The organism is Paraburkholderia sp. BR14320 (genome assembly GCF_040948665.1).
Lineage (GTDB): Bacteria > Pseudomonadota > Gammaproteobacteria > Burkholderiales > Burkholderiaceae > Paraburkholderia > Paraburkholderia youngii.
Genome location: NZ_JBFPKG010000021.1, coordinates 79,270 through 95,614 on the forward strand (window position 1 = coordinate 79,270; position 16,345 = coordinate 95,614).

The 16,345-nt window shown below is 63.2% G+C and carries 16 protein-coding genes; 10 read left to right on the forward strand and 6 right to left on the reverse strand.

Going from position 1 to position 16,345, the window contains the following annotated elements:
* Positions 1 to 188 precede the first annotated feature (188 nt).
* On the forward strand, positions 189 to 722 hold the full coding sequence (locus AB3X89_RS20335; protein WP_368584854.1) for an SET domain-containing protein: 534 nt from the start codon (positions 189 to 191) through the stop codon (positions 720 to 722).
* Between the two features lie 94 nt (positions 723 to 816).
* Here AB3X89_RS20335 and AB3X89_RS20340 read toward each other — a convergent pair whose 3' ends face one another.
* Together AB3X89_RS20340 and AB3X89_RS20345 are read right to left on the reverse strand one after the other, a co-directional pair.
* Positions 817 to 2,331, reverse strand: a complete 1,515-nt coding sequence (locus tag AB3X89_RS20340; protein WP_368584855.1) for a sensor histidine kinase — start codon at positions 2,329 to 2,331, stop codon at positions 817 to 819.
* Positions 2,332 to 2,498: 167 nt separating this feature from the next.
* On the reverse strand, positions 2,499 to 3,185 hold the full coding sequence (locus tag AB3X89_RS20345; RefSeq protein WP_013090980.1) for a response regulator transcription factor: 687 nt from the start codon (positions 3,183 to 3,185) through the stop codon (positions 2,499 to 2,501).
* 149 nt (positions 3,186 to 3,334) lie between these two features.
* Here AB3X89_RS20345 and AB3X89_RS20350 point away from each other — a divergent pair, with 149 nt between their 5' ends.
* Positions 3,335 to 3,559 (forward strand): DUF3717 domain-containing protein, encoded by a 225-nt coding sequence (locus tag AB3X89_RS20350; RefSeq protein WP_368584856.1) that lies wholly within the window; start codon positions 3,335 to 3,337, stop codon positions 3,557 to 3,559.
* Between the two features lie 104 nt (positions 3,560 to 3,663).
* On the opposite strand, the gene AB3X89_RS20355 is transcribed toward AB3X89_RS20350, so the two are convergent.
* Together AB3X89_RS20355 and phhA are read right to left on the reverse strand one after the other, a co-directional pair.
* On the reverse strand, positions 3,664 to 3,978 hold the full coding sequence (locus AB3X89_RS20355) for a 4a-hydroxytetrahydrobiopterin dehydratase (protein WP_368584857.1): 315 nt from the start codon (positions 3,976 to 3,978) through the stop codon (positions 3,664 to 3,666).
* 97 nt (positions 3,979 to 4,075) lie between these two features.
* A complete protein-coding gene (gene phhA / locus AB3X89_RS20360) occupies positions 4,076 to 4,966 on the reverse strand; it encodes a phenylalanine 4-monooxygenase (RefSeq protein WP_368584858.1) in 891 nt (296 codons plus the stop codon).
* Positions 4,967 to 5,112: 146 nt separating this feature from the next.
* On the opposite strand from phhA, the gene AB3X89_RS20365 reads away from it, so the two are divergent.
* Positions 5,113 to 5,604: an Lrp/AsnC family transcriptional regulator gene (locus AB3X89_RS20365; RefSeq protein ID WP_013090976.1), complete on the forward strand. Its 492-nt coding sequence runs from the start codon at positions 5,113 to 5,115 to the stop codon at positions 5,602 to 5,604.
* Positions 5,605 to 5,690: 86 nt separating this feature from the next.
* Here the strand turns inward: AB3X89_RS20365 and AB3X89_RS20370 are convergent, their stop codons facing one another.
* Both AB3X89_RS20370 and AB3X89_RS20375 read right to left on the reverse strand, forming a co-directional pair.
* On the reverse strand, positions 5,691 to 6,227 hold the full coding sequence (locus AB3X89_RS20370) for a class IV adenylate cyclase (protein ID WP_368584859.1): 537 nt from the start codon (positions 6,225 to 6,227) through the stop codon (positions 5,691 to 5,693).
* 242 nt (positions 6,228 to 6,469) lie between these two features.
* Positions 6,470 to 7,369: a LysR family transcriptional regulator gene (locus AB3X89_RS20375; RefSeq protein WP_368584860.1), complete on the reverse strand. Its 900-nt coding sequence runs from the start codon at positions 7,367 to 7,369 to the stop codon at positions 6,470 to 6,472.
* A gap of 145 nt (positions 7,370 to 7,514) precedes the next feature.
* Between AB3X89_RS20375 and AB3X89_RS20380 the strand changes: the two genes are divergently transcribed.
* The 7 genes from AB3X89_RS20380 (at position 7,515) to AB3X89_RS20410 (ending at position 16,083) form a co-directional block, all read left to right on the forward strand.
* Positions 7,515 to 9,068 carry a CoA-acylating methylmalonate-semialdehyde dehydrogenase gene (locus tag AB3X89_RS20380; RefSeq protein ID WP_368584861.1) on the forward strand — a complete coding sequence of 518 codons (1,554 nt, stop codon included), beginning with the start codon at positions 7,515 to 7,517 and terminating at the stop codon, positions 9,066 to 9,068.
* Between the two features lie 139 nt (positions 9,069 to 9,207).
* Positions 9,208 to 10,923 carry a GMC family oxidoreductase gene (locus AB3X89_RS20385; protein ID WP_368584862.1) on the forward strand — a complete coding sequence of 572 codons (1,716 nt, stop codon included), beginning with the start codon at positions 9,208 to 9,210 and terminating at the stop codon, positions 10,921 to 10,923.
* Positions 10,924 to 11,223: 300 nt separating this feature from the next.
* Positions 11,224 to 12,003, forward strand: coding sequence for an ABC transporter ATP-binding protein (locus AB3X89_RS20390; protein ID WP_018418872.1), 780 nt, complete (start codon positions 11,224 to 11,226; stop codon positions 12,001 to 12,003).
* Entirely contained in the window at positions 12,000 to 12,758 is a 759-nt protein-coding gene (locus tag AB3X89_RS20395) for an ABC transporter ATP-binding protein (protein ID WP_368584863.1), read from the forward strand. The genes AB3X89_RS20390 and AB3X89_RS20395 overlap by 4 nt, the downstream gene beginning before the upstream one ends.
* Before the next feature lie 63 nt (positions 12,759 to 12,821).
* Positions 12,822 to 14,036, forward strand: a complete 1,215-nt coding sequence (locus tag AB3X89_RS20400) for an ABC transporter substrate-binding protein (RefSeq protein ID WP_368584864.1) — start codon at positions 12,822 to 12,824, stop codon at positions 14,034 to 14,036.
* Between the two features lie 191 nt (positions 14,037 to 14,227).
* Positions 14,228 to 15,112, forward strand: a complete 885-nt coding sequence (locus AB3X89_RS20405; RefSeq protein WP_368584865.1) for a branched-chain amino acid ABC transporter permease — start codon at positions 14,228 to 14,230, stop codon at positions 15,110 to 15,112.
* Complete coding sequence (locus AB3X89_RS20410) at positions 15,112 to 16,083, forward strand: branched-chain amino acid ABC transporter permease (RefSeq protein WP_368584885.1); 972 nt, start codon at positions 15,112 to 15,114, stop codon at positions 16,081 to 16,083. The genes AB3X89_RS20405 and AB3X89_RS20410 overlap by 1 nt, the downstream gene beginning before the upstream one ends.
* The last annotated feature ends 262 nt before the right edge of the window (positions 16,084 to 16,345 follow it).

Sequence of the window (16,345 nt, forward strand, 5' to 3'; positions counted from 1 at the left end):
CATCGGCTGACGGTTGAAGGAAGCCGTCCACAGCGTGTAGGATGCCGGTTGTGGCGCGATGCGCGTCGCAAGTCGACGCGGCGCTCGCAGGGCGCCGCGTTTGCTATTCGCGTCAGAAAAAGCCGCGCGCGAGACGTGCCTGACGATTGCCAGACTTGATTCTCCAGTTCTTCACAAGGATTCATTCAATGAATTCACGCAGGATCGCCGTGCGCCGTTCGGGTGTGCACGGCAAAGGCGTGTTTGCTCTCGAACCGATCGCGGCGGGCGAACGACTGATCGAATACAAGGGCGAGCGGATTACCTGGAAAGAAGCGTTGCGCCGTCATCCGCATAATCCGGCTGAACCGAATCACACGTTTTATTTCGCGCTGGATAACGGCAAGGTTATCGACGGCAAGGTGAACGGCAATAGCGCGCGCTGGATCAATCATTCATGCGCGCCGAACTGCGAAGCCGAGGAAATCGACGGACACGTGTACGTGCATGCGCTGCGCGATATTGCGGAGGGCGAGGAAGTCTTTTACGACTATGGCCTCGTGATCGACGCGCGGCAGACGAAGAAGCTGAAAAAGGAATACGAATGCCGTTGCGGCGCGCGTAAGTGCCGCGGCACGATGCTGGCGCCGCCGCAAAAGGGCAAGGGCGGCGGCAAGTCGGCAAAAGGCGCCGACAAGCCGGAAAAGTCCAGCAAATCTGCGAAGAAATCGAAGAAGAAATGAGCCAGAAATGAGCCACGCGCCGGCGCGCGGCGTTAGCTGTCTGCGCTGATCGAAGCGCCAAGGCGAACGCTGCCGCGGCAGCCCGGCAAACCTTCTACAAATCGACCGGCGCCGAGTGCGCCGGTTTTTTCGTGGCGCGTCGCTCGTTGGCATCGCTGGCGGTGGCTGCGTCTGCCGACGCACTGGGCGGCAGCAACGGAATCCGCACGATAAAGCGTGCGCCACCCTCCGGCGCGTCCTCGTAATGCACGCTGCCGTGATGCAGCACCATGATGTCGTGGACGATCGCAAGGCCCAGACCCGCGCCGCTGTCGACCCCCGCCTCGGCCTGCCCGTCGCCGCGGAAGAACCGCTTGAACAGGTCCGCCTGCTGCGAACGCGGCACGCCAGGCCCGTTGTCTTCGACGATGATCTCGGCCATGCGCAGATCGTCGATCAGGGTCTGCGAAACCGTCACCGTGATGCGTCCGCCGTCGGCCCGCGAAGGTGGCACATATTTCAGCGCGTTATCGAGCAGATTTGCGATCACTTCGTGCAGCAGTACCGGGTTGCCGCGCGCCATCAACGGGTCGTCGTTCGACGGATCGTCGAGGCGCTGGAAGCCGAGGTCCACGTGTACCGCTAGCGCGCGCGGCACCCATTCGGCGCCCGTGTCGAAGGCGAGCGCGGCCATGTCGACATTGACGAAGCGGGCCGCCTGTTCGCCCGGCTCGGCGCGCGCGAGCGACAGCAATTGATTCGACAGCCGCACCGCGCGATCGGCCGCGGCGCGCAGTTCGCGCACGGCGGCGAGCGTCTGCTGCGGATCACGCGCAACGACCGCCTGCTCCGCATGCAGCTTCACCGCGGTGAGCGGCGTGCGCAGCTGATGCGCGGCATCGGCGATGAATTTGCGTTGCGCATCGAGGGCGGCTTTCAGACGGTCGAGCAGCGCGTTCAGCGCGCCGGTCAGCGGACGGATCTCGACCGGCACATAGGTTTCGTCGACCGGCTCGAGCGACGTGTGCGTTTGCCGGTTCAGCGAATCGGCGAGCGCGGTCAGCGGATTGAGCTGCTGATTGACGACGCGCCACACGATCACCCAGCCGGCGAGCAGCAGTAGCAGCAACGGCATCATGATCGCGATCAGGAACTCCGCGGCGATGCGGTAGCGGTGATGCACGGGCTGCCCGACTTCGACGACGATCGGATTGCCGCTCGGCTGGTCGACCCGCACCTGAGCGACCCGCACGGTCACGCCTTCGTGCTGCGTCTCGAATACGTACGCGTAATGCATGCGGCGCACGTTGGTGCCTTGCAGCGGCAGATTATGGTCGCCGGCGATTTCGCTGTCACCGGTGCTGATCCGGTAGACCAGATGTTCGACCGGGTCGGAGAACATCGCTTGCGCGAGCGGCGGCACCGTGATCGGCGCTTCCGGTCCGGCAATCTGGATCTGTTTGGAGATCGCGGTCGCGAGGTCCGCGAGCGAACGATCGACCACGTGCTGCGTGTAGTGCCAGGCGAGCCAGTAGGCGATCAGGCCGCTCATCAGCGCGAGCAACGACAGGGGAGCAGCGAGGCGCCGCAGCAGCGTGCGGCGCAGACTATTGGCGGCCGGCTGGTGCATGATCGTAGGCGCGGGAAAGTTGTGACTGCGGTGGAAACTGCGGTAGCAACGGCGCGAAGCGCCTTGAGACAGTCCGGGGTCCGGCCCGACGCGCAGCGGGCACAGCCGATGCGCGGCGCCGGCGCGGCGCCGTTAGGCCGCGACGCAATGCGCGGCCTTCACGACGGTCATGCGGCCTGGCGGATTTCCTGCAACAGATAGCCAAAGCCACGCACGGTGACGATTTCGACACGGCAGTTCTCGAGCTTCTTGCGCACACGGTGCACGTAGACTTCGATCGCGGTATCGCCGAGATCGCCGCCGAAGTGCGTCAGGTGATCCTGCAGTTGCGCCTTGCTGACGACGCGGCCATGACGCAGCAGCAGCATTTCGAGCACTGCGAATTCGCGCGGCGACAGTTCGAGCGGTTTGTCGTCGTTGAAGATGCGGCGGTCGACGCCCGACAGCCGCACACCACCCAGTGACACTTCCGGACGCGGCATGTCGCCGTGCGGACCGCTGCGGCGCATCACCGCGCGAATGCGCGCTTCGAGCTCAGCCGGTTCGAACGGTTTCAGCATGTAGTCGTCCGCGCCCGAGTTCAGGCCTTGCACGCGGTCGTTCAATTCGTCGCGCGCGGTCAGGATGATCACCGGCGTGTGACGGTTGCTCTGGCGGAAACGCGACAGCAGTGTCATGCCGTCGATGCCCGGCAGACCCAGATCGAGGATCACGAGTTCGTGGCGGTTTTGCGTGAGGGCCTGTTCGGCAAAGATGCCGTCATGGACCATGTCGACGGTGAAGCCGGCTTGTTCGAGACTGCTTTGGATGCCGCGTGCGATGGGGCGGTCATCTTCGATCAGAAGGAGTCGCATGGATTTCGCTCAAGTACAATGGGTTTAGGCGTTTTGGCAAGCGGTTCGCCGGGGCGCCTGCAACACAGCCAGCGTGCGACGCGGCGGCAGAGGCCCCGCGAAGCAGCTGTCGAGCCGACTCGAAGCGCCGTGCCAGTCATCACGAAGTCATGTCCGAGATCAGCATTCACGAACTGGAAGCCGCGATCAACTTCTGGCGCGCCCGCTCACCTTCGAGCGGCGACGAACACGTTCTGTGCAAGGAGGCAAGCGCGCTCTCCAAGCCGTATGCGCTGCTGATTGTACAGCGTCAGCAGTCGCTATCACTCGATCGTTTTGACCCGATTGCAAGGCGGGCGTGGGAAGCTTACGTTCAACTTAAGAATAGCCTGTAGAACTGAAGGTTTGCCCAGGGTATTGCCTGCATTGTCCTTTCATTGTGGACTGATTACGCGGCGAGTTGTATATAAACGCGCGTCAGGGCCCGTAATTATTTGTATTACGTAGTAACACTGTCGATGAATGTCGCGAGCGCGATGTCGCGTTCGGTCACGCCGTTCGCTTCATGGGTGGACAGCGTGATATCGACCTTGTTGTACACATTGAACCACTCCGGGTGATGATCCATTTCCTGCGCCTTGATCGCCACGCGCGTCATGAAGCCGAACGCCTCGTTGAAGTCGGCGAATTCAAAGGTGCGGCGAATCGCGTCACGCTGCGCCACGCTTTCCCAGCGAGGCAGTTTCGCCAGTTGCTGGGTGCGCTCGGCGGAAGTCAGCTTCTGAATCATGGTGTTACCTCGTTGGTCGAACACGCTCGCCGGCGGGCGGGCGAAGCCGTTATTTTTTCACGGTTGCGCAACGCTCGCCGCGCGCCGGGCGGGGGCGGGTCGGTCTAAGGCGGCTTGGTGTTCAGACGTCGCCGCTGGTTTGCCATCCCTCGCGGGTTCCGCGCGAGATCACGCGGTCGCCATCGAGTACGTCGCCCGCTGCGTAGGCCGGTGCATTGGCGAGCTTCGTCAGCAGCGGCGCGAAGTCGGATTGTGCGACGCGGAACAGTTGCGCGAAGTCATCGATGACGAAGTAGGTTTGCTGGAACGTATCGATGCGATAACGCGTGCTCATCACCCGTTCCAGCGCGAAGCCAAGCCGGTTCGGCGCAGCGCTTTGCTGGCTGTATACCGTCTCGGCCTTGCTCGAGACGATGCCGGCACCGTAGATCTTCACGCCGTTTGGACTCGCGGCATCGCGGATCAGCCCGAACTCCACTGTGTACCAATAGAGCCGCGCGAGCAGCGGCAGTGCGCCCGCTTCGTTGGAAGCGAGCGCGGCGCGGCCGTATGCGTGCATGTAGTCGGCAAATACCGGGTTGATCAATAGCGGCACATGGCCGAACAGATCGTGAAAGCAGTCGGGTTCCTGCAGGTAGTCGAGCTGGTCAGGGCGGCGCATCCACCACGTGACTGGAAAGCGGCGATTCGCCAGGTGCTCGAAAAACACCTGATCCGGTACGAGGCCGGGCACGGCGACGATGCGCCAGCCGGTTGCGGGCGTGAGCTTCGCGTTGACGTCGTCGAAAGACGGCACGCGCTCGGACGGCAGGCCGATACGTTCGACGCCCGCGAGGAATTCATCGCAGGCACGGCCTTCGAGCAAGGCCGTTTGGCGCGCGTACAACTGTTGCCAGACCGCATGGTCGACCGTGCCGTAGCGCTCGAGCGGCTGGTCGATCGTAAAGTCGGCGTGGGTCTCGAGACCTGCGTCGAACTGTTCTTTGAGTTTGACGGTGCTGGCGGCGGACACGGCGAGCTTTAATAGAGGAAAGCGCAGGAAATCGATATATGCGAGTGTAGAGCGGAGCGGACGCGGAAGGGGCGCAAGATCGGCGTGAAAACCCAGGCCTATGCCATAATCGTGCATTAACTGGCCAATTGATGCGGGATATCACCATGCTTGAACTCGACCACTTCGATCTCGCGCTGCTCGACGTGCTGCAGCGCTTTGGCCGCGCCACGCATCAGCAACTGGCAGAGCAGGTGCCGCTGTCGCCGTCGCAGATCGGGCGACGCCTGCAGCGGCTGGAACAGGTCGGCGTGGTGGATGGCTATCGCGTCGTGCTGCGGCCCGAAAAGCTCGGCCTCGGCGTCACTGCTTTCACGAGCCTGAAGCTGAAGCATCACGGCGATTCGATCATCGAGCAGTTTCAGCAGCAGATCGACGTGCTGCCCGAAGTGCTGGAATGTCACGCGGTCGTCGGCGATGCGGACTATCTGCTGCGCATCGTCGCGCCGGATCTGAATTACCTGTCGACTTTCGTGATGAAGAAGCTGATGCGCGTGCCGGGTGTCGATAGCGTGCGCTCGAATATCGTGCTGACCACGTTCAAACGCAACGGGCCGTTGCCGTTGGGGCATCTGGCGCCGGGGGCGGCACCGGTTTGAAGGTTTGAGGCGGTTGCCGCCGGTGTCGACCGGCAGGACGAGGGAGCCGCGCATGTCGCGCCGCGGCCCCTACAGAAACGCGATCTTTATGCTGCTCGCTTAGGCTCGTCGTCGGCATTCAGCAGATCGACATACGCGACCGGCACCAGATCCGCTTCGGATACGCCGAGGCTCTTGAACAGCGCTTCCGCTTCGGCGTGGCCGCCTTCTTCGTCGTCGTCCTGCGCGAGCACCACTTCGAGTTCGATGAAATCGCCGAGACCGTCGACGCGATCCAGATGAATCCGAGTGCGCCCGCTCAGATACACGTGACGCTCTTTCGAGACGATGCCGCGGGTGGTCAGCGCGGTCGCGAGCAGCGCATGCATCGCTTCGGGATTCGTGACCGGACTGCGCGTGTAGTACGACGCCTTCGGGCCGTCGCGGTCGTCGCGCTGGTAGAAGATCAACTCGGCTGGCGTGCCGTCGTCGAACTGGCGCAGCTTCAGGCGGCCGCGCGGCACGTCGTAGAAAAAGTCCTGCTGGCGAAAGATCAGCGGCGCGTCCGTCGCGAGCTGCGCGGCGCGCTCGCGAAGTTGGTCGAAACGCTGGGCGCGGGCTTTGATTTCGATGTTGCGTGCCATGTGGGCTCCTGTGAATGGGCGGAGTGATCGACGGGTTCCGGGGCTGCTGCTGGTGTTGCCGGGGAGAAGCCGCCGGGAAGGACGAAGTCGGGCGGAACGGAAAGCGGTACGAGGGCGCTGCGCGAGCGCAAACCGACAATCTAGCAAAAACTTCGTGACGGAGTGGTTTCAGCCCGGGCGGTAGGTGGGAGAAGGGCGGGCATTAGCGGGACTCATATCGCAGCGCGTCAGACCGTCCTCGCTCAGATCGTCCACTGCTGTTCGATCAGCTTCAAGGCCGCCGCGATCGCCGGCTCGTCTTTGCGCTCGTCGAGCGTGATGAAGCTCAGCTGCGTCGGCACGGTGATGCCATCGACGATCGTCAGCGCGTGCGCATGCGCCTCGGCGATCGCGGTTGCGTCGCGCGCGAGCGTGAGACCGACGCCCGACTTGACCAGATCGAGCATCGACGGCTCCTGGTCAACTTCTGCCACCTTGACCGGTTTCACGCCCGCCTCGCCGAAACAGCGCGACAGCAGCCGGTTGTGCGCGGACGCCGGCGGCGTCCAGATCCACGGCAGCGCCGCGAGCGAGCGCCAGTCCCGCGCACCCTTCACGCGATCTTTCCAGCCCGCAGGAGCGAGCACGCGATACTGGAAGTGGGTGAGCGTGACCGCGTGAAACGTGGCGCCGTCGCGGGTGTCGTCGTCGGAGGGCAGGCCGATGTAATAGCCGACGTCGAGTTCGCCTGCGCGAATCTGTTCGCGCACCCAGCCCGACATGCCGTGGCGCAGCGCGGTTTCGATCCGCGGCCAGGTCTCGACGAGCTGCTTCAGGAAGCCGCCGAGACGCAAAAACTCGGGGTCGAGAATGGTGCCGATGCGCAGGCGCCCGCGCACTTCCTGGCGCAGCGATTGCGCCGCGCGCTGTACGTCGGCTGCCGCGCCCAGCGCGCGTTCAGCGTGCGGCAGCAGCGCCTGGCCGTCGCGCGTCAGCGCGAGCCCGTGGGAAGTCCGCGTGAACAGCGTCACGCCCAGCGTCTCCTGCAAGTGTTTGACTTGCAGGCTGACGGCGGGTTGGGTCAGGTGCAGTTGCACCGCGGCACGCGTGAGGTTGCCCTCGCGTGCGACGGTGACGAAAGCCCTAAGCAGAGTCAGATCCATATCCTGATATTAGCGCGGCTTATAGCGCAGTTGAGCATTACTCATTGGATTTGTCGCTCGTAGACGCCGTACGCTGAGCGTTGAGCATGCTTCGGCGCGCGATATCGAGCGCGAAGCGGAAGATTTCACAGCAAAGAGGAACGAGATGAGCGAGACATATTCCGACGCAACCGCGCAGGACGACACCGCACGCAGCGCGGCGGGCGCACACGCGCTGAGCCATTTCATCAACGGCAAGACCGTCGAAGGCACGAGCGGGCGCTTCGGCGACGTCTTCAATCCGGCGCTCGGCAGCGTCAGCGCACGCGTACCGCTCGCGAGCGTCGCCGAGGTGGACGCTGCTGTTGCCGCGGCCAGAGGCGCGTTTCCCGCCTGGAGCGAAACCGCGCCGATCAAGCGCGCGCGGGTGCTGTTCAAGTTCAAGGAACTGCTCGACCGCCATCACGACGAACTCGCGGAACTGATCACGCGCGAGCACGGCAAGGTGTTTTCCGACGCCAAAGGCGAAGTGATGCGCGGCATCGAGATCGTCGAATTCGCGTGCGGCATCCCGAATCTGCTGAAAACTGATTTCACCGATCAGATCGGCGGCGGCATCGATAACTGGAATCTGCGCCAGCCGCTCGGCGTGGTCGCCGGCATCACGCCGTTCAATTTCCCGATGATGGTGCCGTGCTGGATGTTCCCGGTCGCGCTCGCGTGCGGCAACACCTTCGTGCTCAAGCCGTCCGAACGCGATCCGTCCGCATCGATCCGGCTCGCCGAACTTCTAAAGGAAGCGGGCCTGCCGGACGGCGTGTTCAACGTCGTGCACGGCGACAAGGTCGCGGTGGATGCGCTGCTCGCGCATCCCGAGGTGAGCGCGCTGTCGTTCGTCGGTTCGACCCCGATCGCCGAATACATCTACACGGAAGGCACGAAGCACGGCAAGCGCGTGCAGGCGTTGGGCGGGGCCAAGAATCACCTCGTCGTGATGCCCGACGCCGATCTCGATCAGGCCGTCGACGCACTGATCGGCGCCGCCTACGGTTCGGCCGGCGAGCGTTGCATGGCGATTTCGGTGGCGGTCGCGGTGGGTCATATCGCCGATGAGCTGATCGAGCGTCTGACGCCGCGCGTGAAGAACCTGAAGATCCTCAACGGCATGGAAGCGGCGGCCGAGATGGGGCCGCTCGTCACCGGCGCGCATCGCGACAAGGTGGTCGGCTATATCGACGCTGGCGTCGCCGCGGGCGCGAAGCTCGTCGTCGATGGACGCGCTCATCAGGTCGTGGGACACGAGAAGGGCTTCTTCCTCGGCGGCACGCTGTTCGACGACGTGTCGCCTGACATGAAGATCTACCGCGAGGAAATCTTCGGGCCGGTGCTGTGCGTCGTGCGCGTGCCAGACTTTGCCTCGGCGGTCGAGCTGATCAACGCGAATCAGTTTGCGAACGGCGTGTCGCTGTTCACGTCCGACGGCGGCATCGCGCGCGCGTTTTCCCGGCAGATCGAGATCGGCATGGTCGGCATCAACGTGCCGATTCCAGTGCCGATGGCCTGGCATTCGTTCGGCGGCTGGAAGAAGTCGCTGTTCGGCGATCATCACGCGTACGGCGAGGAAGGCGTGCGGTTCTACACCCGCTACAAGAGCATCATGCAGCGTTGGCCCGACAGCATTGCGAAGGGCGCGGAATTCACGATGCCGGTCGCTAAATAAGCTGGCGGCTTTGCGCCGCGTCAAGTCGGCGAACGCGCGAACAACAGAGTAAAAGCGAATCAAAGCGCGTCGCGGCGTAAGCGTGGAGGCGATCGAGCTTCCACGCCTGCGCTGCGAAAAATGCTTAGGAGACTGAACGATGGGTGATACCGACAGTACGCCTCGCGCCGCACGGCGGCTCGAAGGCGAGTTCGACTACATCATTGTCGGTGCGGGCACTGCGGGTTGCGCGCTGGCGAACCGGCTCACCGAAGATCCCGACATCCGCGTGCTGCTGCTGGAAGCCGGCGGGAAAGACGACTATCACTGGATTCATGTGCCGGTCGGCTACCTGTATTGCATCGGCAATCCGCGCACGGACTGGCTGTACAAGACTCAGGCAGAGCCGGGTCTGAACGGCCGCGCGCTGTCCTACCCACGCGGGCGTGTGCTCGGCGGGAGTTCGTCGATCAACGGCATGATCTATATGCGCGGTCAGCGTGAAGACTACGACGAATGGGCCCGTGTGACGAACGACAGCACGTGGTCATGGAACGCGGTGCTGCCGGTCTTCAGGCGCAGCGAGGATCACCACGGCGGCGCCAACGAAGCGCACGGCGCAGGCGGACCCTGGCGCGTCGAGAAGCAGCGGCTCAAATGGAAGATCCTCGAAGAGTTCGCGCAAGCCGCGCAGCAAACCGGCATTCCCGCCACCGACGATTTCAATCGCGGCGACAATACCGGCGTCGGCTACTTCGACGTCAACCAGAAGCGCGGCATTCGCTGGAATGCGTCGAAGGCGTTTTTGCGGCCCGCGTTGAAGCGGGGGAACCTCACGGTTATTACCGGTGCGCACACGCAGCGCGTCGTGTTCGACGGCCGCCGCTGCAGGGGAGTCGAATATCGTGGCGGCGACGTCGAGTATCTCGCCAAAGCGCGTTGCGAAGTGATCCTTTCCGCCGGCGCGGTCAACTCGCCGCAACTGCTCGAATTGTCCGGCGTCGGCAATGGTGCGCGTCTGCAGAATCTCGGCATCGAGATCGTTCAAGATCTGCGCGGCGTCGGCGAAAATCTGCAGGACCATCTGCAGCTGCGCATGGCGTATCAGGTGCAGGGCGTGCGCACGTTGAATACGATGTCCGCGCACTGGTGGGGCAAGCTGATGATCGGCATGCAGTACGCGTTGTTTCAGAGCGGACCGATGTCGATGTCGCCGTCGCAACTCGGCGCGTTCGCGAAGTCCGATGCCGACGATCGCTCGCTGTCGCGACCCGATCTCGAGTATCACGTGCAGCCTTTGTCGCTCGACCGCTTTGGCGAACCGTTGCATCGCTTCAATGCATTCACGGCGTCGGTGTGTCAGCTGCGCCCGACGTCGCGCGGCAGCATTCATATTGCGTCGGCCGATTCTTCCGCGCCACCGTTGATCGCGCCGAACTATCTGTCGACCGACTATGACCGCCACGTCGCCGCGAACGCGCTACGTCTGACGCGCCGCATCGTCGCGGCGCCCGCGCTCGCGCGCTATCAGCCGCGGGAGATTCTGCCGGGCCTGCAGTATCAGAGTGAAGAAGAATTGCAGCAGGCCGCGGGCGCGGTCGGCACGACGATCTTCCATCCGGTCGGCACCTGCCGCATGGGCACGACCGACGATCCCGCCGCGGTCGTCGACAACCGGCTACGGGTTATCGGAGTCGAGGGCTTGCGTGTCGTCGATGCATCGGTGATGCCCAACATCACGTCGGGCAACACCAATTCGCCGACGCTGATGATCGCCGAACGCGCGAGCGACATGATCCGCGAGGATCGTCGCGCGCGCGTGAGCGCTAGCATCGCAGCGCAAATGGGTGTGGCTGCGTCGATGTCGCCTGTGTGACATTCAACGTGCGATGGAAACTGAGCGGATCGGTCATGTTTTCCGCCGCATACATGAAGCATGCTAACCGCGTGCCAGGTGCGCACGGCGCGGGCCTCGTTCACTAAGTGCAAATCCCAATGAATGCGCTGCATCATTGGGGCGACAATGGCAGCCATGCTGCGTGCCGCGCCATGGATCACCGTCCGGATTGGTGCAGCACGCCAACGAGCGGCCAGGGGTGCCGCCAACATAACAAGTCGCGCAGAACTTCGCGCGGAAAGATCGTAGTGCTTCGCCTTACTCCGTATGGAAGGGAACATGATTCTCGGCGATACGATTCTCGAAACGCGCGGCCTCACCCGCGAGTTCAAAGGCTTTGTCGCCGTGAACGGCGTGAACCTGCGTGTGCGCCGTGGCTCGATCCATGCGCTGATCGGGCCCAATGGAGCGGGCAAGACCACCTGCTTCAATCTGCTCACCAAATTTCTCGAACCCACCGCGGGGCAGATCGTTTTCAACGGGGTCGATATCACCGGCGAACGTCCGGCGCAGATCGCGCGGCGCGGCATCATCCGTTCGTTCCAGATTTCCGCGGTATTTCCGCATCTGACGGCATTGCAGAACGTGCGCATCGGGTTGCAGCGCTCGCTCGGCACCGCGTTTCACTTCTGGAAGAGTGAGCGTACGCTGCGGCGTCTGAACGATCGCGCGATGGATCTGCTGACTCAGGTCGGCCTGACCGATTTCGCCGATGTGTTGACGGTCGAGCTCGCCTACGGCCGCAAGCGCGCGCTCGAAATCGCGACCACGCTCGCAATGGAGCCGGAACTGATGCTGCTCGACGAGCCGACGCAAGGCATGGGTCATGAGGACGTCGATCGCGTGACCGCGTTGATCAAAAAAGTATCGGCGGGCCGCACGATCCTGATGGTCGAACACAACATGAATGTGATCGCCGGTATCTCCGACACGATCACCGTGCTGCAACGGGGTGAAGTGCTCGCCGAGGGCAGCTACGCGGAAGTGTCGAAGAATCCGCTCGTGATGCAAGCCTACATGGGCAGCGCCGACGCGGCGCTCGCCGGAGCCCACGCATGAATACGACGGTCGAGCGCGAAGGCCTCGAAGCGAACGAAACAAAAAGCGGCGCGCCCGCGCTGGAAATCGCGGGACTGCAAGCCTGGTACGGGGAATCCCATATTCTGCACGGCGTCGATCTGTCGGTCGGCCGTGGCGAGGTCGTGACGCTGCTCGGGCGCAATGGCGCGGGCCGCACCACGACGCTGCGCGCGATCATGGGCCTGACGGGCCGCCGTACCGGCTCGATCCGGATCGGCGGACGCGAAACGATCGGCCTGCCCACGCATCGCATCGCACATTGCGGCATCGGCTATTGCCCCGAAGAGCGCGGCATTTTTTCGAGCCTGTCGTGCGAGGAAAATCTGCTGCTGCCGCCGCCCGTTGGCGACAAGGCGCACATGATGTCGCTCGAGGAAATCTACGCGATGTTCCCGAATCTGCACGAGCGGCGCATGAGCCAGGGCACGCGGCTCTCGGGCGGCGAACAGCAGATGCTCGCGGTCGCGCGAATTCTGCGTACCGGCGCGAATCTGCTGCTGCTCGACGAAATCTCGGAAGGGCTCGCGCCCGTGATCGTGCAGGCGCTCGCGCGGATGATCATCACGTTGAAGGCGCGCGGCTACACGATCGTGATGGTCGAGCAGAACTTCCGCTTCGCCGCGCCGCTCGCGGATCGTTTCTATGTGATGGAGCACGGCATGATCGTCGAGCATTTCGGGGCTAGCGAGCTCGAAGGCAAGATGCCGGTGCTGCACGATTTACTGGGCGTATAGAGAAGGGACACACACGCGCCCGACTGCCTCTGATAACCACAAGCGAAGAACCAGGAGACATGCATGAAAAAGAATCCACTCGCGCGAATCGCCTCACTCTGTTTCGCGGTCGCCGCCGGCACCGCACTGACGCTGGGCAGCGCGCAAGCGGCCGACGATGCCGTGAAGATCGGCTTCATCACGGATCTGTCGGGACTGTACGCGGATATCGACGGGCAGGGCGGTCTTGAAGCGATCCGGATGGCAGTCGCCGACTTCGGCGGCAAGGTCAACGGCAAGCCGATCACGGTGCTGTACGCGGATCACCAGAACAAGGCGGACATCGCGGCGTCGCGCGCTCGCGAATGGTTCGACCGCGATGGCGTCGACGTGGTGATCGGCGGCACCAACTCGGCGACCGCTCTGTCGACGAACACCGTCGCGGGCGAGAAGCACAAGGTCTACATCAACGTCGGCGCGGGCGCCGATACGCTGACCAACGAGCAATGCACGCCGTACACGATCCACTACGCATACGACACCACCGCGCTCGCAAACGGCACGGGCTCGGCGGTTACGAAGCAGGGTGGCAAGACGTGGTACTTCCTGACCGCCGACTACGCGTTCGGGAAGGCACTCGAAAAAGCGACCTCGGACGTCGTGAAGGCGAATGGCGGTCAGGTGCTCGGCTCGGTGCGTCATCCGCTGTCGGCGTCGGACTTCTCGTCGTTCCTGTTGCAGGCGCAGGCGTCGAAGGCGCAGATCCTCGGCCTCGCGAATGCGGGCGGGGACACGATCAACTCGATCAAGGCCGCGAAGGAATTCGGCATCACGAAGACGATGAAGCTCGCTGCGCTGCTGATGTTCATCAACGACGTGCACAGCCTCGGTCTCGAAACGACGCAGGGTCTCGTGCTGACCGACAGCTGGTACTGGAACAAGGACGCCGACACCCGCAAGTGGTCGCAGCGCTACTTCGAGAAGATGAAGAAGATGCCGTCGAGCCTGCAGGCCGCCGATTACTCGGCCGCGATGAACTATCTGAAGGCGGTGCAGGCAGTCGGCTCGACCGATCCGGACAAGGTGATGGCGCAGCTGCGCAAGACCAAGATCGACGACTTCTACGCGAAGGGCTACATCCGTCAGGACGGCAGCATGATCCACGACATGTACCTGATGCAGGTGAAGACGCCGGCCGAATCTAAGGAGCCGTGGGACTACTACAAGATCATGGCGACGATTCCGGGCGATCAGGCGTTCACGACCAAGGCGCAGACTCGCTGCGCGCTGTGGAAGTAATAGCGGACGGGCAGGATGCGGTCGAGGACCGCGCAGACCTGAGAGAACCGCCGGCGCTGCAGCGATACGCGCTGGCGGGTAACCGTTTCAGATGCCGCACGCGATGGGCAGTGTCGCCGCTCGCCGCGTGCCGTCCGGATCGTGCGTTACCGATCTCACCTTGACGATGGCTTGAAGGGCTAAGGGCTTCAATGGACATCTTTGGCGTTCCGCTGCCGGCGATGCTGAGCCAGCTTCTGCTCGGGCTCGTGAACGGCTCGTTCTACGCGATTCTGAGCCTCGGGCTGGCTGTGATTTTCGGCCTGCTCAACGTGATCAACTTCGCGCATGGCGCACTATTCATGCTCGGCGCGATGCTCGCGTGGATGGGGCTGTCGTATTTCAATTTGCCGTACTGGGTGATGCTCGTGCTCGCGCCGCTGATCGTCGGACTCGTCGGCGTCGCGATCGAGCGCTCGATGCTGCGCTGGCTTTACAAGCTCGATCATCTGTATGGCCTGTTGCTGACGTTCGGCCTCACGCTCGTGATCGAAGGCGTGTTCCATTCGATCTACGGCTCGTCGGGCCAGCCGTACGACGTGCCGTCGGCGCTGTCGGGCGCGACCAATCTCGGCTTCATGTATCTGCCGAACTATCGCGCGTGGGTGGTCGTCGCGTCGCTGATCGTGTGCTTCGTGACATGGTTCGTGATCGAGAAGACACGGCTTGGCGCGTATCTGCGAGCGGGTACCGAAAACCCGAAGCTCGTCGAGGCATTCGGCATCAACGTGCCGCTGATGATCACGCTGACCTACGGCTTCGGCGTCGCGCTCGCGGCGTTTGCCGGCGTGCTCGCCGCACCGGTGATTCAGGTCTCGCCGCTGATGGGCCAGCCGATGATCATCACTGTATTCGCGGTGGTCGTGATCGGCGGCATGGGCTCGATCATGGGCTCGATTCTGACCGGGCTGATGCTCGGCGTAATCGAAGGACTCACGCGTGTGTACTACCCCGAGGCGTCGGCGACCGTCGTCTTCGTGATCATGGCGCTCGTGTTGCTCGTGCGTCCGGCGGGTCTTTTCGGCAGGGAAAAATGATGCAGAGAAAAGTGCTCTACGGTCTGCTGCTGATCGTGCTGCTCGCGGTGCCGGTGCTCGGCATCTATCCGCTCTTCGTGATGAAGGTGCTGTGCTTCGCGCTGTTCGCGGCCGCCTTCAATCTGCTGATCGGCTATACGGGCTTGCTGTCCTTCGGCCATGCGATGTTTCTCGCGTCGGCCGGTTACGTGACCGGCTATGCGATGCAGACGCTCGGCTTTTCGCCTGAGCTCGGCGTGCTGAGCGGCACTGCGGCGGCGACGCTGCTTGGCCTCGTCGTCGGCTTCTTCGCGATTCGCCGTCAAGGCATCTACTTTGCGATGGTGACGCTCGCGCTCGCGCAGATGGTTTACTTCGTGTTCCTGCAGGCGCCGTTCACGCACGGCGAAGATGGTCTGCAAGGCGTGCCGCGCGGGAATCTGTTCGGCCTGTTGAGTCTTTCGTCCGATGTCGCGCTGTATTTCGTCGTGCTCGCGGTGATCGTCCTGGCATTCCTGCTGATCGTGCGGATCGTGCATTCGCCGTTCGGCCAGGTGCTCGTCGCGATCAAGGAAAACGAGCCGCGTGCGGTGTCGCTCGGCTACGATACCGACCGTTTCAAGCTGCTCGCCTTCATTCTGTCGGCCGGCATCGCGGGTCTCGCGGGTTCGCTGAAGGTACTCGTGCAAGGCTTCGAAACGCTGAGCGATGCCTATTGGACGATGTCCGGCCTCGTGATCCTTATGACGCTGGTGGGCGGCATGGGCACGTTGTTCGGGCCGCTGCTCGGCGCCGCACTGATCGTGTCGCTCGAAGACAGGCTCGGCGATATCGGCTCGGCGCTCGCGTCGATGACCGGCATCGACTGGTTCCGCTCGCTCGGCGAATCGGTGACGATCGTCACGGGGCTGATTTTCATCGCGTGTGTGCTGGCGTTCCGGCGCGGCATCGTCGGCGAGATCGTCGCGCGCGTGCGACCGTTGCGGGCTTGAGATTGGCTGTATGATGCCGGCCGGGAGGCCGCACACCTGATGCAGTGCGATACGCGATTGCTTCGACGTCCGATGTAATCGCGGCCTGGGCTGAAGGTCCGGTGGATCAGGGACTCGAGCGAACCTGCGGCAAACCGTGTGACGAAATGCGCGCAGCGCGCCCCAATCCGGTGCCGCAGTGCACCACTAGGGTAATTGCTAGTTGTTACTGCAGGGGTGGTCGTTTAATCTTCATCCAGTTCTGATGCACCACGAATTTGCA

Coding starts and splice junctions, on each gene's coding strand:
- AB3X89_RS20345 (WP_013090980.1), bottom strand. CDS start 3,185: ATGCGACTCCTTCTGATCGAAGATGACCGCCCCATCGCACGCGGCATC.
- AB3X89_RS20380 (WP_368584861.1), top strand. CDS start 7,515: ATGAGCGAGACATATTCCGACGCAACCGCGCAGGACGACACCGCACGC.
- AB3X89_RS20370 (WP_368584859.1), bottom strand. CDS start 6,227: ATGGCACGCAACATCGAAATCAAAGCCCGCGCCCAGCGTTTCGACCAA.
- AB3X89_RS20340 (WP_368584855.1), bottom strand. CDS start 2,331: ATGCACCAGCCGGCCGCCAATAGTCTGCGCCGCACGCTGCTGCGGCGC.
- AB3X89_RS20400 (WP_368584864.1), top strand. CDS start 12,822: ATGAAAAAGAATCCACTCGCGCGAATCGCCTCACTCTGTTTCGCGGTC.
- AB3X89_RS20390 (WP_018418872.1), top strand. CDS start 11,224: ATGATTCTCGGCGATACGATTCTCGAAACGCGCGGCCTCACCCGCGAG.
- AB3X89_RS20375 (WP_368584860.1), bottom strand. CDS start 7,369: ATGGATCTGACTCTGCTTAGGGCTTTCGTCACCGTCGCACGCGAGGGC.
- AB3X89_RS20405 (WP_368584865.1), top strand. CDS start 14,228: ATGGACATCTTTGGCGTTCCGCTGCCGGCGATGCTGAGCCAGCTTCTG.
- AB3X89_RS20395 (WP_368584863.1), top strand. CDS start 12,000: ATGAATACGACGGTCGAGCGCGAAGGCCTCGAAGCGAACGAAACAAAA.
- AB3X89_RS20385 (WP_368584862.1), top strand. CDS start 9,208: ATGGGTGATACCGACAGTACGCCTCGCGCCGCACGGCGGCTCGAAGGC.
- AB3X89_RS20335 (WP_368584854.1), top strand. CDS start 189: ATGAATTCACGCAGGATCGCCGTGCGCCGTTCGGGTGTGCACGGCAAA.
- AB3X89_RS20410 (WP_368584885.1), top strand. CDS start 15,112: ATGCAGAGAAAAGTGCTCTACGGTCTGCTGCTGATCGTGCTGCTCGCG.
- AB3X89_RS20365 (WP_013090976.1), top strand. CDS start 5,113: ATGCTTGAACTCGACCACTTCGATCTCGCGCTGCTCGACGTGCTGCAG.
- AB3X89_RS20350 (WP_368584856.1), top strand. CDS start 3,335: ATGTCCGAGATCAGCATTCACGAACTGGAAGCCGCGATCAACTTCTGG.